Below are 26,769 nucleotides of genomic sequence, written 5' to 3' on the forward strand. Positions count from 1 at the left end.
GCCGCCATGAACTCCGCTCACGCATTATTGGAAAACATGCTGCTGATCCGGCGTACGGAAGAGGCCATCGCCCGCCGCTATCCGGAGCAACGGATGCGCTGCCCGGTTCACCTGTCCATAGGCCAGGAGGCCGCCGCCGCCGGCGTCGGTCTGGCGCTGGAGCGGCAGGATCAGGCGGTCAGCACCCACCGCGCCCACGCCCACTACCTGGCCAAGGGCGGCGACCTCGACGCGATGATCGCCGAACTGTACGGCAAGGCCAGCGGATGCTGCGGCGGCCGCGGCGGTTCTATGCATTTGTCCGACCCGCAAGCCGGCTTCCTGGCCAGCACTGCCATCGTCGGCAACAGCATACCCATTGGCGTCGGCATGGCGTTGGCCCAGCAGCAGCAAGGCTCTCGCCAAATCAGCTGCGTCTTTCTAGGCGACGGCGCTACGGAAGAAGGCGTGTTCTTTGAAAGCGCCAACTTCGCCATCGTGCGCAAGCTGCCGGTGCTGTTTGCCTGCGAGAACAACCTTTACTCAGTCTATAGCCCTCTGTCCAAACGCCAGCCCGCCGGCCGTTCGCTGGCGGGCTTCGCCGAAGCCATCGGCCTGCGCGCCATCACCGTGGACGGCAATGACGCGGAGGCCGTCTACGCCGCGGCATGCGAAGCCGTTACAACAATCCGCAACGGCGCCGGCCCTTGTTTCATCGAGATGCCGACCTATCGCTGGCTTGAGCATTGCGGCGCGTTTGACGACGACCATCTGAACTACCGGCCGGAGGGCGAATTGCAGGTCTGGAAGGAGCGCGACCCGATTCCGCGCCAGATCGAGCGCGCCGGCGTCAGCCGCGAATGGCTGGCCGCCTGCGAGGCGCGCGTCGCCGCCCGCGTGGATACGGCCTTCGCCAAAGCCGAGGCCGCGCCGTTCCCTGACGCGGACAGCGCGCAAGACGGCATCTACGCCACGCCACTGGGAGAGCGAGCATGAGCATGATCAACGCCGCCCAGGCCATCAACCAGGCGCTGCGCTTGGCCATGGAGCAAGACCCGGCGGTCATCTGCTATGGCCTGGGCGTAGACGACCCCAAAACCATCTTCGGCACCACCTCCGGCCTGCAACAGCAGTTCGGCCCGCAGCGGGTGTTCGACATGCCCACCTCGGAAAACGCGATGACCGGCATCGGCGTCGGCGCGGCGCTGGGCGGATTGCGGCCGGTGATGTGTCACCAGCGGCTGGACTTCTTCCTGCTGGCCATGGATCAACTGGTCAACAACGCGGCCAAATGGCGCTATACCTTCGGCGCGCAGCACCGGGTGCCCTTCACGCTGCGGCTGATCCTAGGGCGCGGTTGGGGCCAAGGCCCCACGCACTCGCAAAACCTGCAAGCCTGGTTCGCCCATGTGCCAGGCTTGAAAGTAGTGATGCCAGCCAGCGCCGCCGATGCGAAAGGCCTGCTGTTGTCGGCGATCTTCGACGACGACCCTGTGGTCTTTCTGGAGCACCGCTGGGTGCATCCGGCCACCGACGACGTACCCGAAGGCGATGTCCGTGTTCCCATCGGCAAAGCCAAGACCGTAATGGAGGGCGATGCCGTCACCATCGTCGCCATGTCCTATCTGGTGGCGGAAGCGCGCCACGCCTGCCAGGCCTTGGCCCAGGCAGGCGTGCACTGCGATCTGATCGACTTGCGCAGCATCAAGCCGCTGGACATGCCCGCGCTGGAGCGTTCTCTGGCCAAGACCGGCCGTCTGCTGGTGCTGGACACCGGCGCGGCCACCGGATCCGTCGCCGGCGAAATCATCGCCCGGCTCAGCATCAGCCACTGGTCCTCGTTCCGTTGCCCGCCGCGACGCCTGTGCGCGCCGGATTGTCCGGAACCCACCAGCTATGGCTTGAGCAAGGCGTTTTACACAGAAGCCGCCGACATCATCACAGCCGTCGGCGACATGTTGGGATTGGCAACCCTTCCCCTGGATGCCCTCCCCCCCGCCCGTTCCCACCACGATGTGCCGGGGGACTGGTTCACCGGGCCATTCTGAAAGACTTAAGGAGCTTGCCATGAGCGAGAACAAACCCAAGGAAGGCGTCAATCGCTTCGGTCAAAAGACCACCACCATGATTCCGGAGGAGGCGCCGCTGGCCCGCAATCCCGGCCACAAGTTGCGCACTTCCAACGTCATCGTCAATCGCAAGGCGCTGACCGATGCCGAAGCGCAGCTGGATAGTTATCAGCTGGAAAAAAGCACTGGCCAGAAGATCCAGTTTTACAGCGAAGGCAACCAGATTGGCGTGATCCGCATGTCGGAGGGCGACGGCGACGAACATGTGCCCAACCAGTTCACCGGCCCCAGCTTCCGCAACCCGCCGCAGCGTTTCCGCTTCGACGGCCACAAGATGATGCATCATCTGGACCGTGTGCTGGCCTGGCAGCGTGGCGAGCGCTTCGCGCCCATCCATATCGATATGGGCCTGACCAAGTTCTGCAATACCGCCTGTATCTACTGCTACGCGGTGGTGCAGAACATGACCAAGGGCACCATGATAGGCCGTGATGCGCTGCTGTCCTACATCAAGGATTGCGGCCGCCTGGGGGTGCGTTCCATCGGCTTCATCGGCGACGGCGAGCCCACGCTCAACCCGGCGCTGTACGACGCCACCGTACTGGCCGGCGAACTGGGTGTGGACACCTCGATGGCCACCAATGGACTGCTCCTGGACATGGACCGCGCCCACGACCTGCTCAAGAACATGAGCTGGATCCGCTTCAACCTGTCCGCCGGCACTCGCGAGGGTTTCCGTCGCGTGCACCAATCCAAGGAAGCCAACTTCGACCTGCTGGTGGAAAAGATCCGCGCACTGGTGCAGATCAAGAAAGAGTACGGCTACAAGTGCACGTTGGGCTTGCAGATGGTGCTGATCCCGGAATGCTTCGACGAAGTCATTCCCGAGGCCAAACTGGGCGCAGAACTCGGCGTGGATTACTTCGTCATCAAACACTGCTCCGACTCCGAGTACAAGGAAATCGGCATCAACTATGATGAATATCTGACGATAGGCGACATGCTCAAGGAAGCGGAAGGGTATTCCACTACTGACTACGTAGTGCAGGCCAAGTGGAACAAGATCAACGCGGCCTCCGAATCCGCCCTATACAAGAACGGCTTCCGTAAGTACGACGTCTGCCACGGCACGCCCTTCCTGCTGCAAATTTCCGGCAATGGCAAGATCTACCCCTGCGGCCCCTTCTTCAACAAGGAACGCTTCTATATCGGCGACCTGCACGAACAGTCGTTCTTCGACATAGTGATGGGAGACCGTTACTGGGCGGTGCACAAGGACGTCAGCGAATCCGTGGACGTGCACAAGGACTGCGCCATCGGCTGCCGCCAGGACTATGTCAATAAATTCCTCTGGGATTTGAAGAACCCGCCGGAACACATCAACTTTATATAATACACTCCAGCTTAGCCGGGCGGCGCCGCTGCCCGGCCCGCCCGATTCGTTTATTGGAAATCCCGTTCTATGATCTCGATTGTCATTCCGGCGTACAACTATGCCAGGTACCTGCCTGACACCCTGAACAGCGTGTTGCAGCAAGGCGTGGACGATATGGAAATCATCGTTTGCGACGATTGCTCCACCGACGACACCCGCGCGGTGGTCGAAGGCTTCGCCAAGCAGGACTCCCGCATTCACTATTTTCTCAACGAAAAGAATCTGGGTGCGACGCCGAACATCAATCAGGGCATCAAAAAAGCCAATGGAGACTACATCGTCCTGATCGGCGCCGACGACATGCTGGCACCAGGCAGTCTGAACACGCTGAAGCAGGCCTTGGATCAGCACCCGGACTGCGGTTACGCATTTGGCCGCTACACCATGATCAACAGCCACAACCAGCATATTCCGCTGCAACACCCCGGCTGGCTGAATCAGGACTACTTTGGCAGCCGCGACGAATTTCCCAATCTGCTGAAGTTCGATTGCTATATCAATATCGGCGCCGCCATGTTCCGCAAGGAAACCCTTGGCGACGAAGATTTCTTCGACACTTCCTTATCCGCCTTCGACAGCGAGCGCTTCTTCCGCGCCACGGATTGGGAGAAGATGATCAAGTTGTCGCTGCGCGGCGTGAAAAGCGCTTTCATCAACAAAAACATCTCCATCTTCCGCTTGCACGACGAGCAGGCCTCCTCCGGCGATCGCTACGGCCGCTCCGGCCTGGCCTTCTTCGAGCACTCCATCCTGCTGGAAAAATACTTCACCGCGGAACATCTCGAACGACTGCTGCCCCATCTCGCCGACATCATCCGGCTCTACCAGTCCAAATTCGAGTACTTCCTCAGCCAGGCGCTGCCGGAGTTTCAGGAGCGCAAGGCGCTGGCGGAACAGCGCGCCAACGACATCCTCACCGGCATTGAGCGACAGATTAGCCAGCACTCGCAAGACAGCGCCCAGTCTTTCACCGAGTCCACGCTGCCGCAGGAAAGCACCGCGAGGGAGGCTAACCCGGACCAGCCCTTCTTCAGCATCATTTTCACCACATACGACCGTCCTCATCTGGCGGTCAACGCGTTGCAAAGCATCGCCGACCAAAGCTTCCGCGACTTCGAAGTCATCGTGGTCAATGATGGCGGCCTGCCTCAGGAATCGCTGGTCGAATGGCTGGGCAAGGATATTCAGGTCACCTATGTGCGCCAACCCAATCGCGGGGTGGCCGCGGCGCGCAACCTGGCGCTGCGTCTCTCCCGAGGCCAGTACGTGGTATATCTGGACGACGACGACATCATGTACGCTCACCACTTGGCGCGTTTGCACCATGAGGCCAGCAAGCACCCCGGCGCCCTGGTCTTCGGCAACGCCCACTTCATCACTGAGCAACTGAGTTGCGGCCTACGCGAAGAAAAAGGCCGCGCCCTAATGGCCTGCAAACAGTTCGACTTCAACCGTCTGCAAATCACCAATTACATTCCCATCAATGTGCTGGCGCATCCGCTTCTGATCATCGATCAGGTAGGTGGTTTTGACGAGGAACTGCCCTCACACGAGGACTGGGACCTGCTGATCCGCCTGTCGCGGGCCATTCCTTTTGTCCACTTCAACGACATCACCGTGCAAGTCCGCCGCCGACTCGGCAACGGTCAGGAATACGACTCCCGCACCGTGCGTGCCTGGCAGGGCATGAAACAGGACTTCATTGAGATTTACAGCCGCTACAGCGATATGGACATCCCCGAAATCAAGCAAGGGCGCGCCAAAGTGCTGGCGGCCGACCACCCCACTCAAGCGTTTAAATAAACGCCCCCAAGACAAACGCCCGGGCATGCCCGGGCGTTTGTCATGTGGAAGCCTCTCTCTCGCTCAGGCCGCTGCGCTCAACAAGGCCTGCAACACCCCGGTGCACATCTCCACCCCCATCGCCCCGGTGGTGGCGTCGAACTCCACCGTCGCCGCGCCGCCCTTGCCGGCCGCCCAGTTGCTGACCAGGCACAGATGCGCATAAGGCAGATTCATCTCCCGCGCCAAGGCCGCCTCCGGCATGCCGGTCATGCCGACTATATCGGCGCCATCCCGCTCCAACTTCAATATTTCCGCGGCGCTTTCCAAACGCGGCCCCTGAGTGCAGGCGTAAACGCCGCCCACCACGCCGCTGTGGCCGCTGTCCGCCATCGCGCGGATCAGGCGCTCTCGCAACGCCTCGTCATAAGGCGAGGAGAATTCGGCGTGCACCACAGGGCGGTCCAGCCCCTCGAAGAAAGTGTGCTTGCGGCCCCAGCTGTAGTCGATGATGTTGTCCGGCACCACCAGGCGGCCCGGCGGCATGTCGGGGCGGATGCCGCCCACAGTGCCGATGGCGATCACGCCTTTGACGCCTTGATCGTGCAGCGCCCAGATATTGGCGCGGTAATTGATTTCATGCGGCGCCAGCGAATGGCCGTAGCCGTGGCGCGCGATGAACACCACGTTCTGCCCGTTCAATAGGCCGAAGGTCAGCGCGCAGGAGGGATCGCCGTACGGGGTGCGCACAACTTGACGGTGGGTGACTTCCAATACGGGCAGCTGGGCCAGGCCGCTGCCGCCGATGATGGCCAACATGATGTGTCCCCTTGTAATGGCGCGACGAATCGCTGTTTTTGCCGCGGCCTGAGCTGGGCGGCTGTGGGATTCTTGCTTGCGGCGGAGCGCCGACGCTCCAATTATGGCCGATTATTTTCCGCCGGCACATGCCGCCGCGCGGTGAATTTACCCGCGGCCGCAAGGCTGGCGACGGCCGCTTTTGAAAACAAGCACTTGGCGAGCCGCCTGGAATTCCCGATGATTTATACAGATGTACAAATTCGGTTTGCATGGACTTATACGTTCGTATAAGAATAGAGGTATGAAACCGAACAACGCGACTCGACAGCAATTGCTGGACTGCGGACTGGCCATGGCCAAGGAAGCCGGTCTGCGCGCGCTCACCGTGCGCGGCCTGTGCCAGCGCGCCGGGGTCAATCCGGGCAGCTTCGTCTACCACTTCGGCAGCCGCGACCGCTACTTGGCCGAACTGCTGGAAAACTGGTACGCGCCGCTGTTCCGGCACATGCAATCGCAGTTGCAGCAGCAAGCGTCGGCCTTGCCGCGGCTGCAGACCCTGCTGCGCCAACTGCTGGCCTTCGTCGCCGAACACGGCGAGCTGATCGCCCACATGCTGCTGGACGCGGCCGCCGGCGAAACCGCCGCGCAGGGCTTTCTGTCCACGCTGGCGCCCCGTCATCCCAAGCTGCTGCTGCAAAGTATTGCCGACGCGCAACAGGCCGGCGAACTGGAGCGCGGCGACCCGCTGCACCAGGCGTTGTTCCTGATGTCGGCGCTGGGTCTGCCGGCGCTGGCCCAGCACATCATCGCCGGCAAGCCGCTGCTGCCCGGCCTGATCCAGCAAGCTTTCAACACCTACGCCATCGATCCGCGCCATATCGAGCAACGCCTGCAATGGGCGCTGCGCGGTTTGCGCCCATTGGAGCCACAGCCATGAAGCGTCCCCCTCTGCTCATCGGCCTCATCGTCGTCGCCCTGATCGCCGGAGGCGGCTACGCCTGGCGGCAACGGCAACTCGCCCAAGAACGCCTGAGCCTGTCCGGCAACGTCGACATCCGCGAAGTCAGTCTGTCCTTCCGGGTGGCCGGCCGCTTGCGGAGCCTGAACGTGGACGAAGGCGCCAGCGTACGCGCCGGCGAGCTGCTGGGCGAACTGGACGCGCGGCCTTATCAGAACGCCTTGCGCGACGCCGACGCCGGCCTGGCCGCCGCGCAGGCGCGCAGGGCGCTGTACCGCGCCGGCCCGCGCGGCGAGGACATCGAACAGGCGCAGGCCAATCTGGACGCGCGTCGCGCCGCGCGGCTCAACGCCGAGCAGACCTACCAGCGCCAGCGCCAACTGGCCGACACCGGCGCCTCCGCCCAACGCGCGCTGGACGAGGCCCGCGCGCAGCGCGACCAGGCGGCGGCGCAGGCCGAGGCGGCGCGCCAGCAATGGCAGGCGCTCAAGCGCGGCTACCGCAAGGAGGAAATCGCCGAGGCCGACGCCAACGCAGAACGCGCGGCGGCGCAGCAGGCCCAGGCCCAGCTGCAGTTGGCCGACACCCGGCTGCTGGCCCCGGCCGACGGCGTCATCCTCACCCGCGCGGTCGAACCCGGCGGCATGCTGAGCGCCGGCGGCCCGGTGTTCACCCTGTCACTGACCCGGCCCGTGTGGGTGCGCGCCTACGTCGCCGAGCCCGAGCTGGGCAAGGTAGCCCCCGGAACCAAGGTCAAAGTCCGCAGCGACGGCCGCGCCCAGCCTTACGACGGCGTGGTCGGCTTCGTCTCCCCCAGCGCTGAATTCACTCCCAAGAACGTGGAAACCCAGGACCTGCGCACCGCTCTGGTCTACCGGCTGCGCGTGGTGGTGCAAAACCCGGACGCCGCGCTGCGCCAAGGCATGCCGGTGACGGTGACGCTGGCGGACGGCCGCTGAGATGGATGCGCAAAACGCCATCGTCCTGCGCGGGCTGCGCCAGCGCTTCGACGCGCACGAGGCGCTGGCCGGCATAGACGCGACGATACGCCGCGGCGCGATCACCGGCCTGGCCGGGCCGGACGGCGCCGGCAAGACCACCTTGCTGCGGCTGCTGGCCGGCCTGCTGCAAGCCAGCGACGGCGCCGTCCGCGTCGAAGGGCTGGACCCCATCGCCGACGGCGACGCGCTGCGCGCGCTGATCGGCTATATGCCGCAGCAATTCGGCCTGTACGAAGACCTGACGGTGCTGGAAAACCTGGAGCTGTACGCCGATCTGCGCGGCGTCGCCGGCGAGCGCCGCCGGCACAGCTTCGAACGCCTGCTGGCCTTCACCGACCTGGCCCGTTTCACCGCTCGGCCGGCCGGCAAACTGTCCGGCGGCATGAAGCAGAAGCTGGGCCTGGCCTGCGCGCTGCTGGGCGAGCCGAGGGTCTTGCTGCTGGACGAGCCCAGCGTCGGCGTCGATCCGATTTCCCGGCGCGAACTGTGGAAGATGGTGGGCGAACTGGCCGCCGACGGCATGACCGTGCTGTGGAGCACCTCCTATCTGGACGAGGCCGAACGCTGCGACGAAGTGCTGCTGATCAACGCCGGCCAGCTGAGCTACGCCGGCGCGCCCGGCGAGCTGATCCGACGCATGGAGGGCCGCAGCGTGCAACTGCGCGGCATCGCCGGCAACCCTCGTCAGATACTGCGGCGCGCACTGCGTCAGCCGCAAGTGCTGGACGGGGTGATCCAGGGCCAGGCGCTGCGCCTGGTGCTGCGCCTGGCCGGCCGGCCGCCTGAGCTGAACGCCTTGCAGGCCGGGCCGGACGCCTGTTTCGTCGTGGTTCCGCCGCGGCTGGAGGACGCCTTCATCGAACTGCTGGGCGGCGGCCCCGGCGGCGACTCGGGCCTGGCCGAGCAGATGCCGCCGGCGCAACTGCCGGCCGGCGTGGACCCGGACGCTGTGATCCGCGCCGAACAGCTCACACGCCGTTTCGGCGATTTCGTCGCCGCCGACAATATCGACTTCCAGGTGCGGCGCGGCGAGATCTACGGCCTGCTCGGCCCCAACGGCGCCGGCAAGTCCACCACTTTCAAAATGCTGTGCGGCCTGCTGCGGCCCAGCGCCGGCCAGGCCAGCGTGATGGGCATAGACCTGAAACGCAGCGCCAGCCGCGCGCGCCGGCAGCTGGGCTATATGGCGCAGAAATTCGTGCTCTACGGCAATCTCAGCGTCGCCCACAATCTGGACTTCTTCTCCGGCATCTACGGCCTGAGCGGCCAGACGCAACGCGACACCGTCGCCGAAATGGTCCGTGTGTTCGCGCTCGCGCCCTATCTGGACATGCTCGCCGGCGCGCTGCCCCTGGGCTTCAAACAGCGGCTGGCGCTGGCCTGCGCGCTGATGCACCGGCCGCCGCTGCTGTTTCTGGACGAGCCCACCTCGGGCGTCGACCCCATCACCCGCCGCGAATTCTGGACCCATATCAACGGACTGGTGGACAAGGGCGTCACCGTGATGGTCACCACCCACTTCATGGACGAGGCCGAATACTGCGACCGCATCGGCCTGGTCTACCGCGGCCGGCTGATCGCCAGCGGCACGCCGGACCAGCTCAAGCGCCAGGCCGCCGGCGTCGATGAAGACATCACCATGGAGGAAGCCTTCATCCGCCTGGTGGCGGCCGACGACCGCGCCGGAGCCCCCGCATGAGCGCCGCCGTCAAACCCGCCCGCCTGCTGGCCTTGTGCCGCAAGGAAGCCATGCAGATCGTGCGCGACCCCAGCAGCATCCTGATCGCCTTCGTGCTGCCGATGGTGCTGCTGTTCATCTTCGGCTACGGCATCAATCTGGACGCCAACAAGGTGCGCATCGGCGTGGTGCTGGAAGACAGCGGCGTCGAAGCCCGCCGCTTCGCCGACGCGTTGGCGGGCTCGCCCTATCTGGACGTCCGTGCCGGACATGACCGCGCCGAGATGCGCGCGCGGCTGGCCGCCGGCGAAGTGCGCGGCATGGTGGTGATTCCCGCCGACTTCTCCGCCAAAACCCTCCAGGGACGCGGCGCGGCCGCGGCGCAGCTGCTCACCGACGGCGCCGAGCCCAATACCGCCAACTTCCTCGCCAGCTATCTGCAAGGCGCCTGGCAGATCTGGCAGACCCAGCGCGCGCAGGATCGCGGCCAGCCGCCGCCGGCCCAGCTGCGGCTGGAACCGCGCTACTGGTTCAATCCCGACACCGTCAGCCGCAACTATCTGGTGCCCGGCTCCATCTCGGTGATCATGACCATCATCGGCGCGCTGCTCACCTCGCTGGTGGTGGCGCGCGAATGGGAGCGCGGCACCATGGAGGCGCTGCTGTCCACCCCGGTGACCCGCGCCGAACTGCTGCTGTCCAAAATCCTGCCCTATTACCTGCTGGGCATGGCCGCGATGCTGGTCTGCGTGCTGGCGGCCACCCTGTTGATGGACGCGCCGCTGCGCGGCTCCTGGTGGCTATTGTTCATCGTCAGCAGCCTCTTCCTGGGCAGCGCCCTCGGCCTGGGCCTGCTGCTCTCCACCGTCACACGCAACCAGTTCGTCGCCGCCCAGGGCGCGCTCACCGCCGCCTTCCTGCCGGCCACCATGCTGTCCGGCTTCGTATTCGAGATCAACAGCATGCCGCCGCCGGTGCAGGCCGCCACCTATCTGGTGCCGGCGCGCTATTTCGTCAACGCGCTGCAAACCCTGTTCCAGGCCGGCGACATCTGGCCGGTGTTGTTGCTCAACACCGTCTGGCTGCTGCTGTCCGCGGCCTTCTGGCTGGGGCTGACCGCGCTTAAATTCCGCCGTCGGCTGGACGGTTAGAAAGGGTTCTCATGTGGCACTCACTGCTAACCCTGATCCACAAAGAACTGCGGGCCTTGCTGTCCAACCCGCAAAGCCGCCGGCTGCTGATCATGCCGGTGCTGTTGCAACTGCTGCTGTTCCCCTTCGCCGCCACGCTGGAAGTCAAGAACAGTACCCTGGCCATCTACAACCAGGACGGCGGCGCCGCCTCCATCGAACTGTCCCAGCGCCTGGCCGCGGCCCAGGCTTTTCCGCAACTGCTCAATATCCGCAGCGAAGCCCAGTTGCGCGACGCCATAGACCGCCAGCAAGCGCTGCTGGCCATCCGCATTCCGCCGGATTTCTCCCGGCGGCTGGCTCAAGGCAGCGCGCCGCCGCTGCAAGCCGTCATCGACGGCCGCCGCTCCAATAGCGCGCAAATCGCCTTCGGCTACGCCCAGCAAATCGTCGCCCAGTACGCGCGCGAACTCAGCCCCGCGCCGCCGCCGGCCCAGTTGCTGGTTCGCCATCTGTACAACCCCAATCTGGAATACCGCTGGTTCGTGCTGCCCAGCCTGGTGGCCATCATCACCACCATAGGCTGTCTGATGGTCACCGCGCTGTCATTGGCGCGCGAACGCGAGGAAGGCACGTTCGACCAATTGCTGGTCACCCCGCTGACCCCCGGCTACATCATGGCCGGCAAGGCCGTGCCCGGCATGCTGGTGGCCGCGCTGCAAGGCAGCGTCATTTCCGCCGCCGCGGTATGGATCTACCAAGTACCCTTCGGCGGCGGCATCGCCCTGCTCTATCTTTCCATGCTGTGTTACGGCCTGGCCCTGTCCGGCTGCGGCCTGCTGATCTCGGCGCTGTGCGCCAACCAGCAGCAGGCCTTTCTCGGCGTGTTCGGCTTCATGGCCCCGGCGGTGATTCTGTCCGGTTATATGGCGCCGGTGGAAAACATGCCCTGGCCGCTGCGCGCGCTCAGCGCCGCGGACCCGCTCAGCCATTTCATCATCGTGATCAAGGGCCTGTTTCTCAAAGGCTACGGCGCGGCCGAGGCCTGGCCGCACTTGTGGCCGCTGCTGCTCATCGCCGCCGCCACCCTTGGCCTGGCCTACCTGATCTTCCGTCACCGGAGCGGACAATGAATCCATCTCGCCTCGCCATCTGTGTCTTGCTAGCCCTGCTCGCCGGCTGCGCCATCGGCCCCGACTACCGGCCGCCAACGCCGGCGCAACTGCTGCCCGCCGCCAGCGCGGAAACCGAGCCGGAAGCCGCCGGCTGGTGGCAGGCCTTCCAGGATCCGGCGCTGAACCGCCTGGTCGGCGCCGCGCTGCGCCATAGCCCGGACCTGGCCAGCGCCGACGCCAACATCCGTCAGGCGCGCGCCGCGCTGGAGATCAACACCGGCGCGCAATGGCCTCAACTCAACGCCGGCGGCCGCATCAGCCGCGACCAACTAAGCCGCCGCGGCGAAGCGCTGGCCAATATCCCCTTCGCCAACCCACAAACCCTATTTACCGACTACCGCGCCGGCTTCGACGCCAGTTGGGAAATCGATCTGTTCGGCCATACCGCCCGCAGCGTGGAAGCCGGCCGCGCCCGGCTGGACGCCAGCCGAGAGCAAGCCGCCGACGCCGCCTTGCGCGTGGCCGCCGAAACCGCGCGGCTGGCGCTGGACTACCGCTACTGGGGCTTACGCGCCGACAACGCCGCCGCCCAGGTCCGCTGGCGCGCGGAACTGGCGCGGCTGAGCCGGCTGCAAGTCCAGGCCGGCCTCGCCGGCGCCGGCGAACTGGATCAGGCGGAAACCGAAAAGCTGCGCGCCGACGCGCAGTTGCAACCGCTGCTCGCCGCCCGCCAGGCCGCGCTCGCCGCACTGGGCCCGCTGACCGCGCTGCCGACGGAACAGCTGCGCGCGCTGCTGGACGCCGCCGCGCCCGCCCCGCGGCTGCCCGCCGCGCCCGCCGCCGGCCTGCCGTCGGAACTGCTGCTGCGCCGGCCGGACCTGCGCGCCGCGGAACGGCAGCTGGCGGCCGCCAGCGCCGACATCGGCGTGGCCGCGGCCGAGCAATACCCGCGCTTCAGCCTGCTGGCCAGCGGCGGCTGGGACAGCGTCCGCCCCGGCGACTTCGCCTCCCAGGCCAGCCGCTACTGGAGTTTGGGGCCGCAACTGAGCCTGCCGCTGTTCGCCGGCGGCCGGCTGCAAGCCCAGGTCCGGGCGCGCGAGGCCGGCTACGACGCCGCGCTGGCGCAATACCGCAAGGCGGTGCTGCAAGCGCTGGCCGATGTGGAAACCGCGCTGCTGCGCAGCCAGGCCGGCCGCGTCCAGGACGCGCGGCTGGCCGAGGGAGAAGCCGCGCTGCAACGCCAGCTTGGCTACGCCCGCCAGCGCGTCGCCGTCGGCGAGGCAGCGCAAAGCCATGCGCTGGAAGCGCAATTGCAGCTTGCCGCATTGCGCGAACAGCGGCTGGCCGCGCGGCAAACGCTGTCCGCCGACCTGATCGCGCTGTACAAGGCGCTGGGCGGCGGCGCCTTAGCCGCCGACGCGCCGCCGCGCTAAACCCGCCCCCGCGCCGCGTTTAAGCTGCGCTTAAGTTTGCGGTGTTCCAATCGCCTTAATCCCCTATCGCAAGAAAGGACATGGCGATGAACCCTAGACTCCCCCTGCTCAGCCTGCTGCTGCTCGCCAGCGGCGCCTTGTACGCCGCCGCCAGCCTGTGGCAAAGCGGCCTGCCGGCCAACTACTGGCAATGGCGACACGAACTGGTGCTGCTCAGCGGCGTGCAATTGATGGCCGTGATGAGCGCCGCCATGCTGCTGGCCGCGCGCCCGCGCTGGCTGGAACCGCTGCTGGGCGGCCTGGACCGCCTCTACGCGCTGCACAAGCAGCTGGGCATCGCCGCCGGCCTGCTGCTGGCGGCTCACTGGCTGATCAAGCTGTCGCCCAAGCTGATGCTGGCGCTGGACTGGGTCGCCCCGCGCATCAAGAGCGGCGGCGGCGGCAAAGACCCGCTGGTCTCGCTGGCCAAGGACGTGGGCGAATGGGCGGCCTGGGCGGTGCTGGCCATGGTGATCCTGGCGCTGCTGCGCGCCGTGCCCTATCGCTTCTGGCGCAAGCTGCACCAGCTGTTCGCCCCGCTCTACCTGATGGGCGCCTTCCACGGCCTGATCCTGATGCCGGCCGAGATGTGGGCGCAGCCGGTGGGCTGGCTGCTGGCCGCGCTGATGCTGATCGGCTCCGGCTGCGCGCTCTACTCGCTGGCCGGCCGCATCGGCAAGCAGAGCCAATGCGCCGGCCGGGTGTGCGACATCGAAGCGCTGCCGGCCGGACAACTGGAAGTGATCTGCCAGATGGACGCCTGGCCCGGCCACCGCGCCGGACAATTCGCCCTGGTCAGCTTCGACGCCGCCGAAGGCGCCCACCCCTTCACCATCGCCAGCGCCGACCATGGCGACGGCCGGCTGCGTTTCATCATCAAGGCGCTGGGCGATTACACCCGCCGCCTGCCAACCGAACTCCAGATCGGCCAGGCCGTCACCGTGGAAGGCCCTTACGGCCGCTTCCAGCCGCGCGGCGGCGCGCGTCAGGCCTGGGTGGCCGGCGGCATAGGCGTCACCCCCTTCCTGGCCTGGCTGCAAAGCCGGGAACTGAAGGAGAAGCAGCTGGACGTGGACTTCTACTATTGCGTGCGCAGCCGCGGCGAAGCGGCGCGGCTGGAAGAAATGCGGCAAGCCTGCCATCAGCACGGCGTGCGGTTGCATCTGATCGAAAGCGAAGCCGGGGCACAGTTGAACGCCGGCATGCTGCCGGAAGTGGACGAGGTCTGGTTCTGCGGCCCGCAAGGCTTGGGCGAGGCGCTGCGGCGCGGCCTGAAACAACGCGGCGCGCAGGCGCCGACTTTCCACCACGAGGCGTTCTCAATGCGCTGACGCAAGACGGGCGTTCCGGCTTGCCGGAACGCCCGTCATACACTCAAGCAAGCCGCTGCAAGGCGGCTGGCGCATCGCTAATCTAGAGTCTGTTCAAAGTCTTGCGAGCTAGAGCGAGACAAGGCGGAAACGACCGAAGAAGCGGAATGTACATACGGTACATCAGCATTCTGAGGTCTTTTCCAACGCCCTTTTCTATCCATCCCGCCGCAGCGCAGCAGATCGTAAACAGGTTCTTAGAGTCGCTAACAAAACCGCGCAGCGTACCAGAGCCAAGGCGCGCCGACGCAGGCAGTACAAGTCGTACGACAAGGAGGCGCAACGCAGGATCAGGGGGTTTTGTTAGCGGGTCTTAACGCGTGGCGTAGACGCTGCGCCTCCCCTGCCCATCAAAGCTCAACACCTGATAGGCCTGCTTGCTCGGCCCCTCCATGCCCGGGCTGCCCATGGGCATGCCCGGCACCGCCAGGCCGACGATCTTGGGCTTGTCCTTCAGCACCTTCTTCACCAGATCCGCCGGCACATGGCCTTCGAACACATAGCCGCCGATCTCGGCGGTATGGCAGGAACGCAGATCCGCCGGCACCTTCAAGCGGGCCTTCAACGCTGACATATCCGCCTCATTGCGGCTTTGCAGCGCCACGCCGTTCTGCTGCATATGCTCGGCCCAGGCGGTGCAGCAACCACAATACGGGTCCTTGTGCATCACGCCGCCGGCGGCGGCCACCACGGGGGACATCAAGGAAACTGCCAGCGCGGCGGCGGCCCAATACATGCGTTTATTCATGAGATGAAATCCAATGCTATTTGAATTAAAAAGCGAACCAGCCCGCAAAACCGCGGTTGGCGCAAAAAAAGGATCATTCAACAGATTGGGGAGGCCGCTCCGGCGGCGCGGGGATGAAACCGGACCACACTATTTCAGCCTTGGCCTGCAGCACCGGGCGGATCGCCTGCAAGGGCAGGCTGGGCGCCGCCGGCCATGGGGCGGCCGGCAACTGGCAGCAAGCGGCGGCCTGAGCGGCGCTGGCCGGCTGGGTATGGCAAGCCGCGCCGTCGTCGGCCATCCAGACGCAGGGCGCGCTGGCGTCCACGCGTCCGCCCATGCTCCAACCCGCCTGCGGCAAGAGCAGCAGACACGTTAGCAACAGTAGCAAGGGCAGACGAATAGGCATCGATTCAGGTAGGGGGCTGAGTCCGGAACAGGCTTGAGACTGACGGATAGCGCCTTGGTTCCCAAGCCATTTCGCCATTTCTCCCACCCCGCGCAAAGTTTGAGCCAGGTCATATCCGCGCCAGATTTGTGGCGACCGAGTACAATCACACCCTCAATCAATAACGATTCGCATTTGCGTTCGCATTAATTCGGTGGGATACTTATGGTCCCATTTGACATTCCTTGCGCAAACTAAACGCCAACGGCATGCACACAGCGCCGGCCTTGCCGGGACGCGGATCAAATGGGCTTCGTTCATGTGATGATTTCCAGGTATCCACGATAATGAAAACCTTTGACTCCGCCGCCCGTCACGGCGTGCGCCTTGCCCTGTTGTCCGCGGCGGTTTCCGCCCTCTACCTGCCCGCCGCCCACGCGGCGGAAGTCGAAGCCACGCTGCCCTCGGTCGTGGTCACCGCTTCCGGTTACGAGCAAAAAATCAAACAAGCCCCGGCCAGCATCTCGGTGATTACCCGCGAAGATCTGGAAAAGAAACCGTTCACCAACCTGACCGACGCCATTCGTGATCTGGAAGGCGTCAGCATCAATGGCGCAGACCCAACGGACAAAGATATCTCCATCCGCGGCATGCCCGGCGAATACACGCTGATTTTGGTGGATGGTCGCCGCCAAAATACCCGCGAGGCTCGCAGCCGCGGCACCGGCGGTTTCCAGCAATACCAGATCCCGCCGATGGAGGCGATTGAGCGCATCGAAGTGGTGCGCGGCCCGATGTCCTCGCTATACGGTTCCGACGCCATGGGCGGCGTGGTCAACATCATCACCCGCAAAGCCCCCAAGGAATGGCACGGCTCGATGACGCTGGGCGGCACCATCACCGAACATTCGAACGAAGGCAATACCGGTCAGAGCAGCTTCTGGCTGGGCGGTCCGCTGATGAAAGACCTGCTGTCGCTGCAAGTCTACGGCGCGCTGAACAACCAAGCCGAAGATAGTATCTACTACTCTCCTGGTGATGTAGGCGGCAAGGATACTAATCACGTAGCTGATATTAATGCCAAGCTGACGTTCACTCCTAACCAAGACCACGACATTACTTTTGAAGCTGGTCATAATAAGCTTCGCAAGACCACAACACCCGGCAAATCTTTAGCAGGTGACAACAAGTACGACAAATTGGATACCCGCGACCACTGGAGCCTCAGCCACAATGGTAAATATAGTAATGTCCGTTCTAATCTCTCTCTTTATCAAGAGATAGAAAAGAGTCGTCAAGACATTAACAATGTCAGCAACAATCAAAATATCAAGGTTATTAATACTACCTTGGATGGCCAACTTTCCTTCTTATTGGATCGCCATACCCTTAAGACGGGGGTCCAATTCGGTAATCAGGAGGCTAGTGGGCTGAGCAATACCGAAGCAATTCGTGGCTACAAAGGCGCTGCTAATCCCGACAAAGTCACAGTCAATACTTGGGCCTTATTTGCAGAAGACAGCTATGAGGCAACCGATAGCCTCACCATTACTGCGGGTGCGCGAGTCGATCACCATAGCACTTTCGGCACACACTTTACTCCGCGCTTGTATTTTGTTGACCACCTCAGCTCGCAATGGACACTAAAAGGCGGCGTAGGTAAAGGCTTCAAAGCACCAACCATTCGCCAAAGCAGCGCGAACTTCTGCATGCCGACGGGGTCTTCCTCCAAAAAACGCGGCACGCTATGCGGCAATCCAAACCTGAAGCCAGAGGAAAGCACTTCTTATGAAGTGGGCTTGTACTTTGATAATGAGAAAGGCTTGAGCGCAAACGCTACTTTGTTCAATAACGACTTTAAGAACAAAGTCGTCAGCTTCGATACTGGCGTCGTCAACCCCCTCGTTCCACCGGTTCAAGGCACTCCGCAAACTGTCTATGTATATGACAATGTTGACTCGGTAAACATCCGTGGCCTAGAACTGTCCAGCAGCTGGACTTTCATGCCGAAATGGACGCTATCCGGTAATTACACCTACACCAAGTCCAAACGCGAAGGCGGCAAAGAAACCACTTTCGATGGTCACTCTCTCGATGGCAAACCGCTGGATAAAACACCGGAACACTCCGGCAATGTGAAACTGGCTTGGGCACCGATGGAAAAGCTGGATCTGTACACGCGCATGAACTTCGAGGGCAAACAGTACTACACCGGCTTCCGCAACGGCGCCAACAACGTACGTACCCGAGGCGGTTCCAGCACCTGGGACTTTGGCGGCAGCTACAAGCTGAACAAGAGCTTTGACGTCAACTTCGCCGTGTACAACCTGGCCGACCGTACTGTCGCTGTCGACAACCGCGATCGCGACGGCGGTCTTGATGGCAACTGGATGGTCGACGAGGGCCGCCGCTATTGGCTGACCTTGACCGGCAAGTTCTAAGAAGGGGTTCACGGGTTCACAAACACCGTGAACAGCTTCTAAGCCGCACCCTGACGGCCCGTCCCCGGACGGGCCGGAAACACCGCACGGCAGTTGCCGAATCCGCCGGATTCGCCAACTGCCTGTTCCCGTTTTTACGATTGGAGAATTGATGATGTTGAGCAGCCGCGCCCAATTGACCACGCCCAATGCCGACAAGGTGCTGTACAAGCTGTGCAAGCACTACGCGCTGAAAGTCCCGGTGGAGTTCGACAGCCACCAGGCTCATGTGCACTTCCCCATCGGCGAATGCCGGATTCAGCGCCAGGACGACACCCTGGACATGATCTGTGCCGCCGACGCCGCCGACAAGCTGGCCAAGATCGAATTCATCATGGACGAGCACCTGGGCCTGATGGCCAAGACGCCGGACTTGAAACTGGATTGGGCCAAGACCGAGTAAGAACCCCAGCCCAGCCGCGTTTTCCGAGCGCGCCGGGCCTGCCCGGCGGCTCCCGTTTCTGTATGATGCTTGCCACCCGCTCCACGGCTAAAGCCCGTCCACCCGCCCTCTCCACCGCGGCGGGCTTTGGCAGCGGAGCCGTATCGCTCAAGGAATCACAATGAAAACACTGTTCTCCCGTCTGCTGCTGGCCGGCGCGCTGGCCGCGGCCACGCTGGCGGCCCAAGCCGCCACCGTCACCGACATCGCCGGCCGTAAAGTGGAAGTGCCGGCCAAGGTCAACCGCATCCTCCTGGGCGAAGGCCGGCTGTTCTACGCGCTGGCCCTGCTGGAAGGCAAGCAGCCCATCGCCCGCATCGCCGGCTGGCAGGGCGACTTCCGCCAGCTGGACCCGCAAACCTACGCCCAGTACAAACAACGCTTCCCGGCCATCGACCAGATTCCGCTGATCGGCAAAACCAGCGAGAACTCGGTCAGCGCCGAAAAAGTGCTGACGCTGCGCCCCGACATCGCCGTGTTCAGCATCTCCGGCCACGGCCCGGGACTGAACAATCCCATCGTGCAGCAATTGCAAGCAGCCAAGGTGCCGGTGGTCTTCGTCGATTTCCGCAACGCGCCGCTGGAACACACCGTGCCCAGCCTGCGCATCATGGGCAAGGCGCTGCAGCGCGAGGCCGAGGCCGAGCGCTTCATCCGCTTCTACCAAGGCAAGATGGACGCCATCCGCAAAGTCGTCGCCGCCATCCCGGCGCAGCAAAAGCCCAAGGCCTTCCTGGACCTTCGCGCCGGCGCCTTCAGCAACGTCACCAGCGCCGGCCGCGGCAGCCTGGGCGAGCTGGTGGACGCCGCCGGCGGCGTCAATATCGCCGACAAGCTGATTCCCGGCACGGTGGGCGAAGTGAATATGGAGCATGTGCTGGCCAGCAATCCGGATCTTTACATCGGCACCGGCACCGCGGACGCCGCCGACAAGACCGGCATTCAGTTCGGCGCCAACATCAGCGCGGCGCAGGCGCAGGCCTCGCTCAAGCGCACCGCCGCGCGCAGCCCGGTGGGCGCCTTGCGCGCGGTGCGCGAAGGCCGCACCTTCGGCGCCTGGCACCACTTCTACAACACGCCTTACCACATCGTGCTGCTGGAAGCCTTCGCCAAGGAACTGCAACCGACGCGCTTCGCCAAGCTGGACCCGGACGCCAGCTGGAAGCAGCTGCACCGCGACTTCCTGGCCATAGAGCCGCAAGGCACTTACTGGATCAAGGGCGTTAAATGAGCGGCGAAACCCTAACGCTTTCCGCCGCCATGGTGGCGGCGGACTACCGCCGCACCCTGCTGCGCCGGCTGCTGCTGGTGGCCGTGCTGCTGAGCCTGCTCGCCGTCTCGCTGACGCTGGACGTCACCACCGGCGCCAGCGGCATGCCGCTGGCCGAGTTCTGGCAAACGCTGTGGCACCCGGCCGCCGCCGATCCGGCCACCGAGGTGATCGTTTGGCAGATCCGCCTGCCCTATGCGCTGATCGCCATCGCCGCCGGCCTGGCGCTGGGTCTGGCCGGCGCCGAAATGCAGACCGTGCTGCACAACCCGCTGGCGGACCCGTTCACCCTGGGCCTGCAGCCGGCGGCCGCCTTCGGCGCGGCGCTGGCCATCCTGCTGGATGTCAGCCTCCCCGGCATCCCCGGCCCGTGGATGCTGCCGGTCAACGCCTTCGTGTTCGCGCTCGGTTCCGCGCTGCTGCTGGACGTGGTGGCGCGCTGGAGCAATATGCCCACCAGCGGCGTGGTGCTGTTCGGCATCGCGCTGTTCTTCAGCTTCAACGCCCTGGTGTCCCTGCTGCAATTCGTCTCCACCGCGGACTCGCTGCAAGACTTGGTGTTCTGGCTGATGGGCAGCCTGTCGCGCGCGGACTGGGCCAAGATCGCTTTGCTGTTCGGCGCTTTCGCGCTGATCCTGCCCTGGTCGCTGAGCCAGTCCTGGCGGCTGACCGCGCTGCGGCTGGGCGAAGACCGCGCCGCCAGCTTCGGCATCAATGTGCGCCGGCTCCGGCTCAGCTCGCTGCTGCGCGCCAGCCTGCTCACCGCGCTGGCGGTGGCCTTCGTCGGCACCATAGGCTTCATCGGCCTGATCGCGCCGCATATCGCGCGCCGGCTGGTGGGCGAGGATCACCGCTTCTACCTGCCGGTGAGCGCGCTGACCGGCGCCGCCATCCTGTCCATGGCCTCGGTGGTGACCAAGAATCTGGTGCCCGGCGTCATCGTGCCGGTGGGCATCGTCACCTCGCTGGTGGGCATCCCCTTCTTCATCGCCATCGTGCTGCGCAACGGAGGCCGCCAATGAGCTCCGCCCTGTCCATCCATCAACTCTCGGTCAGCTACGGCAAGCGTCAGGTGATACGCGGGCTGGACGTGCCCTGTCTGCGGGCGGGCGACATCACGGCCTTGCTGGGCCCCAACGGCAGCGGCAAGTCCACCTTGCTGCGCGCCTTGGCCGGCCTGCAGCACAGCAGTGGCGACGTCCGCCTGGACCAGCGCGCGCTCAGCCGCCAGCGCGGCGAAGTGGCCTACCTGCCGCAGACCCTGCCGCCCAGCGTGCATCTGTCGGTGTTCGAATCGCTGATGGTGGCCGGCCAGGCCACCGCCGCCGGCCTGTCGCGCCGCCATGACGACCAACAGGTGTTCGCGCTGCTGCAATCGCTGGGCATCGAGCAACTGGCGCTGCGCTACCTGGACCAGTTGTCCGGCGGCCAACGCCAGCTGGTAGGCATCGCCCAGGCGCTGATCCGCGAACCGGCGGTGCTGCTGCTGGACGAGCCGCTGTCGGCGCTGGACCTCAACTACCAGTTCCACGTGATGGACTTGCTGCGCCGCGAAACCCGCCGCCGCGGCATGGTCACCGTCATTGTGCTGCACGACCTCAATGTGGCGCTGCGCCACTGCGACCGGGTGCTGATGCTGAAGGACGGCGCGCTGCAAGCCAACGGCGCGCCGGACGAGGTGATAGACAGCCAAAGCCTGCGCCGCGTCTACGGCGTCAGCGGCCGGGTGGAGCGCTGCTCCCAGGGCGTGCCGCATGTGCTGGTGGACGGGCTGCACAGCGGTTTGCGCTGAGGACTGGTTTACGATCCGCGGGGTTTTCGCACCTGGCTTGCAAGACCTTAAAACCGACACACGGCCGAGGTCGCACGCCGCCTCGGCCGTTTTCATGACTAGCGCGCCTCAAGCCCTGCAAAACCCCAGCGCCGGATGGAAGCGCCAGCCATTGTCCGACTGCGGCAAGCTCAGCCCGCCAAAGCGCCGCGCGCAGGCGTCCAGCTCCATGCCCAGTTCCGCCGCCAGCTCGGCCAAGGCCGCCGGATAATCGCTGACGCCCCAGGCTCGGATATTCGGCTGCGTCAACGCCGCGTCTGGCACCCGCTGGTTCTTCTGTTTCTCAGCCGGAATAAAGTCCGGCGGCTTCGGCCACGGCTGGGCCACCACCCGGTGCAGCACATAATTGCCCCCGTCCTCGGTGGGCAATAACAGCAAATCCACCTCCGGCTCCCCGCCGGCGCGGAAAGGCTGCTGCTGCGCCAACACTCCGCTGAGCAGCGCCTGCGGCTGCTGCCAACAGCTATACGCGCCCAAGGGCGCGATGGCCTGACCCTCGCGCCCCGGCCGGCTGCTGGCGGCTTTGGCCTGGCCGGCCGGCGACATCATCTGCGCCAGCCGCGCATGCTCCAGGTGCGACAAGCGCCGCTTCGGCTGCAACGGCTCCGGCTGCACGATGCGCGGCCGCGCGTCCAGATGCCGGTACTCATCCTCCTCCAGCAGCTCGCTCAGCAGATGGCTGTCCAAGGCAAACGTCTCGCTCTCGAAGCCCGGCCAGCAGAAGGCCGGCTGTTTCCCTGGCGGCCTCCTTGGCTGTTCCACGCTGCGCAGATTGCGCTCGCCAATCAGCACATTCACCTTGTCCCAAGGCTCCGGACGGTGGCGGCGCAGCCGGCCGGCCAACTGGATCAGCGAACGCATCGACGAGGGCTCGACGATCGCCCAGTCGTAATCGTGATCGCGCCCCACCTCGGTCACCGGCGAGCCCAGCACGATGAACACATGCTCGCGCTCCGGCTCCGCGTCCAGCTCGCGGCGGATGGCCGGCAGCGTGAACACCGCCTGCGGATCGGAACGATTCAGCGCCTCGTCCAGCTGGCGCTCGATGGCGGAACGCAGCAGCAAGGGGTATTGCGAGTGGTAGACGCATAAATGCAGCTGCCAGTGCGCCGGCCACGGCAGCGCGTACAAGGCCAGCGCCACCTCGAACAAGGGCTGGATATTGGCCATGCGCACCAGGCCGAAGCTGACCGCCTGGCCGCTGATCGGGTCCCGCTGCTGATTGAGCCGGTGCAAGCGCTCGATAGCCGGCTGCAACTGAGCGGCGAACTCCCGACGCAAGGCCGGCGCCTGCCCCTGGCCGAAGCTCAACGGCAGCAGCTCGGCATGGCGCCGCGCCGGCTGCGTGGCCAGCCAATCGGCTCGCCGGCCGGCGAACTGGCGTTGCCGCCGGCGGAAAGCGTCGACATCGGCGCAGTCTTCCTGGGCCCGGTCCTGTTCATCCACCCAGGCGCAGCACACCGCCAGTGGCCGCCCCGGCTGGCCGCGATTGGCCTGGAACTGACGGCGGCCGGCCAGATAGGCCTCGAACAAGCCTTCAATCAGCGCCGGCGGCAAGGTGGCGGACGACAGCAGCAGCCGGCTGCCCAGCAAGCCGGCCCAATGCGCCAGCCGGGTCAGCGCCGGCAAGTCCGCCAGGTCGAAATCGTCCGGCTCGTCCAGCACCAGGTCCCCGCTCATCAGCCGCAGCATGGGCGCGATCTGCCGCCCGCCGCGCTGGCTTTCCGTCGCCGGCGTCAGATGGTCTATGGTGCACACCAGCAGCGGCGCCTGCAGCAGCTTGGCCGTTTGCGGATCGCGCAGCGCGCGCGACAACAGCGGGTGCTCGCCGCCGGCCTCGTAACGCACCTCGCCGCCCTCGTCCCACAAAGCCTGGCGCGAGGCCGAGCCGCTGGCCTCCGCCTGCTGTTGATAGTGTTTGAACAACTGGGTGTTGGCGCTGCCGCCCACGCAGATGGCCAGATCGTCCTCGTTCAGGCGCAGCCGCTGGCGGAAGGCCTGGCCGGTTTGCAGCGTCAGCGCGCGCAAGCCCAAGGCAAACGCGCAACGCAGGCCCAGCGCCGGGTCCGCCAAGGCGTACATGATCCGCGCATTGCCCAGCGTCTTGCCGCAGCCGGTGGACGCCATGTTGACGATGAAAGCGCCCTGCTCCGCCGCCCGCTCGCGCATTCCCGCGGCCAGGTCCGCGGCGCGGTCCTGCCAGTGGAAGCGCCCATCGGCGCTGCGCTGCAGCAAGCGCTTGCGCCGCGACAGCCGCGGCAGCTCGCGCTCAAAACCGGGCAAGGCGCGGCATACCAGGGCGCTCTGCTCCGCCACGCCCAGCAAATGCTCGTCCAGCGGTTGATTGAAATCGCCGGACCGGCCATGGGTATTCGCCCATAGCGGATAGCCGGCCTGGCCGCGCTTGTGCCGCAGCTGGGCGTAATCCAGGCTGGAAAAATGGTGATCCGCCAGCATCAGGCTCAGCCGCGCCACGTGCATCGCGTAAAGATTGTCCAGCCAGCGCGTCTCGCCCCGCGCGGTCAGCCGCGCCGCCAGCTTGTCCGCCAGCCGCGCGGCGCGGCGGCTCCAGGCCGGCGTATTCACCGGCAGGCCCTGCGGGAAACGCCAATACGGCGCCAGCTGCGCCGGCTCGGCCTCCGTCTCCCGCCATTCGTTCCAGCGCGCGTCGATATGAGCCGGAATGTTCAACAGCATGCGGCTTTGAAAGCCCTGCAGCTTGCCGCCCAAGCGGCATTGCCGCTCCTGCTCGAACTCCGGTATCAGCGGCAGCCGGTGATGCGTCAGCACCAGCCAGCCCACCGCGGCGGCCAACGGCGGCAGACGGGAAAACGGCGGTTCGCACGCCTCCCCCATGCCGTCCGCCTGCAAACGCGCCAGCCAGCTGGCGTGATCCTGCTCCGTCGGCTGCCGCAAGCGCGCCAGCCAGCCGGCGTCGTCGTCATCGCCGACAAAGGCCTGGAACAAGCGCAGCGACACCCACTCGTGGCGGTAGAGATTGCGCTCGCTCCGCTCGCCGCGCAGCCGTTGCTGAAACGCCTGGCTAGCCTTGCCCAAGTCGTGCAGCAAGGCCGCCAGGCCGGCCAGCAGCTGGATGTCCTCGCCGCTGTGCCAATCGTTCTCGTCCGCGTTGCGCAGCACATTACGGCGGGTGCTGTGCGTGGGCGTGGCGCCGTCGGCGTTGAAGCGGCTGGCATCGCCGACGATCCACAGCAGCTCGCTATGGTCCTGGCCGCGTATCCAGTGACAGGCCACCGCGGTGTTCTTGCGCGCGCTCTGGCGCAGCAAGCGCCGCAGCGTGTCCAGCCCGGCCTGGGTGATGGGCGTTTGCCAGACGCGATCGCCGCGACGCTCGGCGAACTGGTCCAGGATCTGCCGGCTGCGCGTCAGCGCCTTCTTGTCGCATTGTGAAATCAGCAGGATATTCATGCCGCCCGCCCCCGCCGCTCGGCAATGTCCTTCAAGGTGTCGATGATGAAGTCCAGCGCCTCGCCGCGGGTCAGCGCCTCGATGCAGGCCTGGCGGAAAGTCTGCTCATCATCGCCGCGCATCGCGGAAACAAAGGCCTGCGGCAGGATCAGCGCGTCCTTGACCAGATCCGCCGCGTCGAACACCAGCCCGCCGCGCCGGGTCTTGCCGTGTAGCACCGCCAGGCCGTGCGGCAAGCCCAGCACCCAGGCCGCGGTGGCGCCCAGGCCGTAAGCCAGGTAATTGCCGTGATCCAGAAAGGCGTTGGCCGGGTCCGTGCCGGCGCCGCGCTTGGCGCGGCTGAAATCGCCATAACCGGTGGCCTGCGCCGCCAGGCGGAACAGCAACTTGGTCAGCCGCGCCTCCTCGGTCAGCAAATGCGCGTGGTCCGGCGCCTGGGCGATCGCCTGGCGCGAAGCCTGCAAGGCCGCCTCCAGACCGGCCTCCTCCACCACAAAACCGGCTTCGCGCAAGGCGCGGCTACCCAGCCAATGCCGCTGCAAGCAGCCCAGCCGCGCCAGCTGCACATCCTTGGCCGCAGCCAGCCGCTGCGCGTCGTCAAACCAGAAACGCACCCAGTACTGCAGATATTCGGTGGGCCGGTACTCGCTTTGCGGCGCAAACCACGCCGCCTCCTGCTCCAGCTCATTGGCGCTGAACAAGGGCGTGCCGCCCCCGCCGCAAAACCCCACCATCACCCCGGCCTTGGCCAGCTCCCGCATCGCCGCCTGCGTCACCGAGGTGCCAGTGCCCAGCAGGATGCAACTAGTGTTGGCGATGGGGATATTCCAATACAGCGAAGCCTTGCCCGCGTCGGTGACATATTCCACCCGCCCGCCATTGACCAGCACCCGGCAGTGCTGCAGATAGTAAAGATTGGCGCGCTTGGAATGCAGAATGCTCTTGAGATCGGACGGGGAAAAATCGGACATGGCGATACCTTCGGGATGGAACGCGACAGCGCATCTTGCCATGGGCATGAGCGCAGGGACAGCCAGCGCGGGCTACCCTTTTTTTTGCCCCCTGGAGCTTACATTTAAAAACAATGACTTAGCGATAAGCTGAAAATTTGGGTCAAAGCCGAAAGAATCGCTGCAAATGCCCACGCCATAAGGACTGTGGGCGGTGTAGACTCTAGTTCACTGCCGGATAGGCAGCTTAGAAACTAGAATTTCTGGCCGAGCTGATAGCCGTGGATGTTCACTGCCGGATAGGCAGCTTAGAAATGCGCTGGCTCTGTCTTTTGTTTCGCCTTCTTGTTCACTGCCGGATAGGCAGCTTAGAAAACTGCAAAAAACTTACGAACCACATTGAAATGGTTCACTGCCGGATAGGCAGCTTAGAAAACTCGGAGAAGACCGCCCGAGAGGATG

The 26,769-nt window shown here is 65.0% G+C and carries 21 protein-coding genes; 16 read left to right on the plus strand and 5 right to left on the minus strand.

Features of this window, described 5'->3' with window-relative positions:
* The first annotated feature begins 6 nt into the window (after positions 1 to 6).
* The 4 genes from ACODSD_RS21685 to ACODSD_RS21700 all read left to right on the plus strand — a co-directional run bounded on the left by ACODSD_RS21685 (position 7) and on the right by ACODSD_RS21700 (position 5,286).
* A complete protein-coding gene (locus ACODSD_RS21685; protein WP_107800453.1) occupies positions 7 to 975 on the plus strand; it encodes a thiamine pyrophosphate-dependent dehydrogenase E1 component subunit alpha in 969 nt (322 codons plus the stop codon).
* A complete protein-coding gene (locus ACODSD_RS21690) occupies positions 972 to 2,027 on the plus strand; it encodes an alpha-ketoacid dehydrogenase subunit beta (protein ID WP_107800454.1) in 1,056 nt (351 codons plus the stop codon). The genes ACODSD_RS21685 and ACODSD_RS21690 overlap by 4 nt, the downstream gene beginning before the upstream one ends.
* A gap of 19 nt (positions 2,028 to 2,046) precedes the next feature.
* Complete coding sequence (locus ACODSD_RS21695; protein ID WP_107800455.1) at positions 2,047 to 3,441, plus strand: radical SAM protein; 1,395 nt, start codon at positions 2,047 to 2,049, stop codon at positions 3,439 to 3,441.
* A 69-nt stretch (positions 3,442 to 3,510) separates the two neighbouring features.
* The gene (locus ACODSD_RS21700) at positions 3,511 to 5,286 is read left to right on the plus strand and encodes a glycosyltransferase family 2 protein (RefSeq protein ID WP_107800456.1); all 1,776 of its coding nucleotides are present in this window, start codon (positions 3,511 to 3,513) and stop codon (positions 5,284 to 5,286) included.
* Positions 5,287 to 5,349: 63 nt separating this feature from the next.
* On the opposite strand, the gene ACODSD_RS21705 is transcribed toward ACODSD_RS21700, so the two are convergent.
* The gene (locus tag ACODSD_RS21705) at positions 5,350 to 6,084 is read right to left on the minus strand and encodes an S-methyl-5'-thioinosine phosphorylase (RefSeq protein WP_107800457.1); all 735 of its coding nucleotides are present in this window, start codon (positions 6,082 to 6,084) and stop codon (positions 5,350 to 5,352) included.
* Between the two features lie 283 nt (positions 6,085 to 6,367).
* Here ACODSD_RS21705 and ACODSD_RS21710 point away from each other — a divergent pair, with 283 nt between their 5' ends.
* From ACODSD_RS21710 to ACODSD_RS21740, 7 genes are all read left to right on the plus strand, one after another.
* Positions 6,368 to 7,003: a TetR/AcrR family transcriptional regulator gene (locus tag ACODSD_RS21710; RefSeq protein ID WP_158274330.1), complete on the plus strand. Its 636-nt coding sequence runs from the start codon at positions 6,368 to 6,370 to the stop codon at positions 7,001 to 7,003.
* On the plus strand, positions 7,000 to 7,983 hold the full coding sequence (gene hlyD, locus ACODSD_RS21715) for a secretion protein HlyD (RefSeq protein ID WP_235086871.1): 984 nt from the start codon (positions 7,000 to 7,002) through the stop codon (positions 7,981 to 7,983). The genes ACODSD_RS21710 and hlyD overlap by 4 nt, the downstream gene beginning before the upstream one ends.
* A 1-nt stretch (position 7,984) precedes the next feature.
* Positions 7,985 to 9,724, plus strand: a complete 1,740-nt coding sequence (locus ACODSD_RS21720; RefSeq protein ID WP_488878302.1) for an ATP-binding cassette domain-containing protein — start codon at positions 7,985 to 7,987, stop codon at positions 9,722 to 9,724.
* Positions 9,721 to 10,854: an ABC transporter permease gene (locus ACODSD_RS21725; protein ID WP_488878303.1), complete on the plus strand. Its 1,134-nt coding sequence runs from the start codon at positions 9,721 to 9,723 to the stop codon at positions 10,852 to 10,854. The genes ACODSD_RS21720 and ACODSD_RS21725 overlap by 4 nt, the downstream gene beginning before the upstream one ends.
* Before the next feature lie 11 nt (positions 10,855 to 10,865).
* Positions 10,866 to 11,966, plus strand: a complete 1,101-nt coding sequence (locus ACODSD_RS21730) for an ABC transporter permease (protein WP_488878304.1) — start codon at positions 10,866 to 10,868, stop codon at positions 11,964 to 11,966.
* Positions 11,963 to 13,381 carry an efflux transporter outer membrane subunit gene (locus ACODSD_RS21735; RefSeq protein ID WP_488878305.1) on the plus strand — a complete coding sequence of 473 codons (1,419 nt, stop codon included), beginning with the start codon at positions 11,963 to 11,965 and terminating at the stop codon, positions 13,379 to 13,381. Before ACODSD_RS21730 ends, ACODSD_RS21735 begins: the two co-directional genes overlap by 4 nt.
* Positions 13,382 to 13,467: 86 nt before the next feature.
* Positions 13,468 to 14,751, plus strand: a complete 1,284-nt coding sequence (locus tag ACODSD_RS21740) for a ferredoxin reductase family protein (protein WP_488878306.1) — start codon at positions 13,468 to 13,470, stop codon at positions 14,749 to 14,751.
* Positions 14,752 to 15,103: 352 nt separating this feature from the next.
* On the opposite strand, the gene ACODSD_RS21745 is transcribed toward ACODSD_RS21740, so the two are convergent.
* Together ACODSD_RS21745 and ACODSD_RS21750 are read right to left on the minus strand one after the other, a co-directional pair.
* Positions 15,104 to 15,538, minus strand: coding sequence for a DUF411 domain-containing protein (locus ACODSD_RS21745; RefSeq protein ID WP_488878307.1), 435 nt, complete (start codon positions 15,536 to 15,538; stop codon positions 15,104 to 15,106).
* Positions 15,539 to 15,611: 73 nt separating this feature from the next.
* Positions 15,612 to 15,926, minus strand: a complete 315-nt coding sequence (locus ACODSD_RS21750; RefSeq protein WP_253313764.1) for a hypothetical protein — start codon at positions 15,924 to 15,926, stop codon at positions 15,612 to 15,614.
* 326 nt (positions 15,927 to 16,252) lie between these two features.
* Here ACODSD_RS21750 and ACODSD_RS21755 point away from each other — a divergent pair, with 326 nt between their 5' ends.
* The 5 genes from ACODSD_RS21755 to ACODSD_RS21775 all read left to right on the plus strand — a co-directional run bounded on the left by ACODSD_RS21755 (position 16,253) and on the right by ACODSD_RS21775 (position 21,889).
* Complete coding sequence (locus ACODSD_RS21755; protein ID WP_488878308.1) at positions 16,253 to 18,346, plus strand: TonB-dependent receptor domain-containing protein; 2,094 nt, start codon at positions 16,253 to 16,255, stop codon at positions 18,344 to 18,346.
* Positions 18,347 to 18,497: 151 nt separating this feature from the next.
* The gene (locus tag ACODSD_RS21760; RefSeq protein ID WP_227104831.1) at positions 18,498 to 18,788 is read left to right on the plus strand and encodes a DUF2218 domain-containing protein; all 291 of its coding nucleotides are present in this window, start codon (positions 18,498 to 18,500) and stop codon (positions 18,786 to 18,788) included.
* 160 nt (positions 18,789 to 18,948) lie between these two features.
* Positions 18,949 to 20,058, plus strand: a complete 1,110-nt coding sequence (locus ACODSD_RS21765) for an ABC transporter substrate-binding protein (protein WP_488878309.1) — start codon at positions 18,949 to 18,951, stop codon at positions 20,056 to 20,058.
* Positions 20,055 to 21,119, plus strand: coding sequence for a FecCD family ABC transporter permease (locus ACODSD_RS21770; protein ID WP_488878310.1), 1,065 nt, complete (start codon positions 20,055 to 20,057; stop codon positions 21,117 to 21,119). Before ACODSD_RS21765 ends, ACODSD_RS21770 begins: the two co-directional genes overlap by 4 nt.
* The gene (locus ACODSD_RS21775) at positions 21,116 to 21,889 is read left to right on the plus strand and encodes an ABC transporter ATP-binding protein (RefSeq protein WP_107800469.1); all 774 of its coding nucleotides are present in this window, start codon (positions 21,116 to 21,118) and stop codon (positions 21,887 to 21,889) included. The genes ACODSD_RS21770 and ACODSD_RS21775 overlap by 4 nt, the downstream gene beginning before the upstream one ends.
* A gap of 108 nt (positions 21,890 to 21,997) precedes the next feature.
* Here ACODSD_RS21775 and cas3f read toward each other — a convergent pair whose 3' ends face one another.
* Together cas3f and cas1f are read right to left on the minus strand one after the other, a co-directional pair.
* A complete protein-coding gene (gene cas3f, locus ACODSD_RS21780; protein WP_488878311.1) occupies positions 21,998 to 25,357 on the minus strand; it encodes a type I-F CRISPR-associated helicase Cas3f in 3,360 nt (1,119 codons plus the stop codon).
* Positions 25,354 to 26,328, minus strand: coding sequence for a type I-F CRISPR-associated endonuclease Cas1f (cas1f, locus tag ACODSD_RS21785; RefSeq protein ID WP_488878312.1), 975 nt, complete (start codon positions 26,326 to 26,328; stop codon positions 25,354 to 25,356). The genes cas3f and cas1f overlap by 4 nt, the downstream gene beginning before the upstream one ends.
* Positions 26,329 to 26,769 lie beyond the last annotated feature (441 nt).

It is taken from the genome of Chromobacterium sp. FG22, from assembly GCF_057809415.1.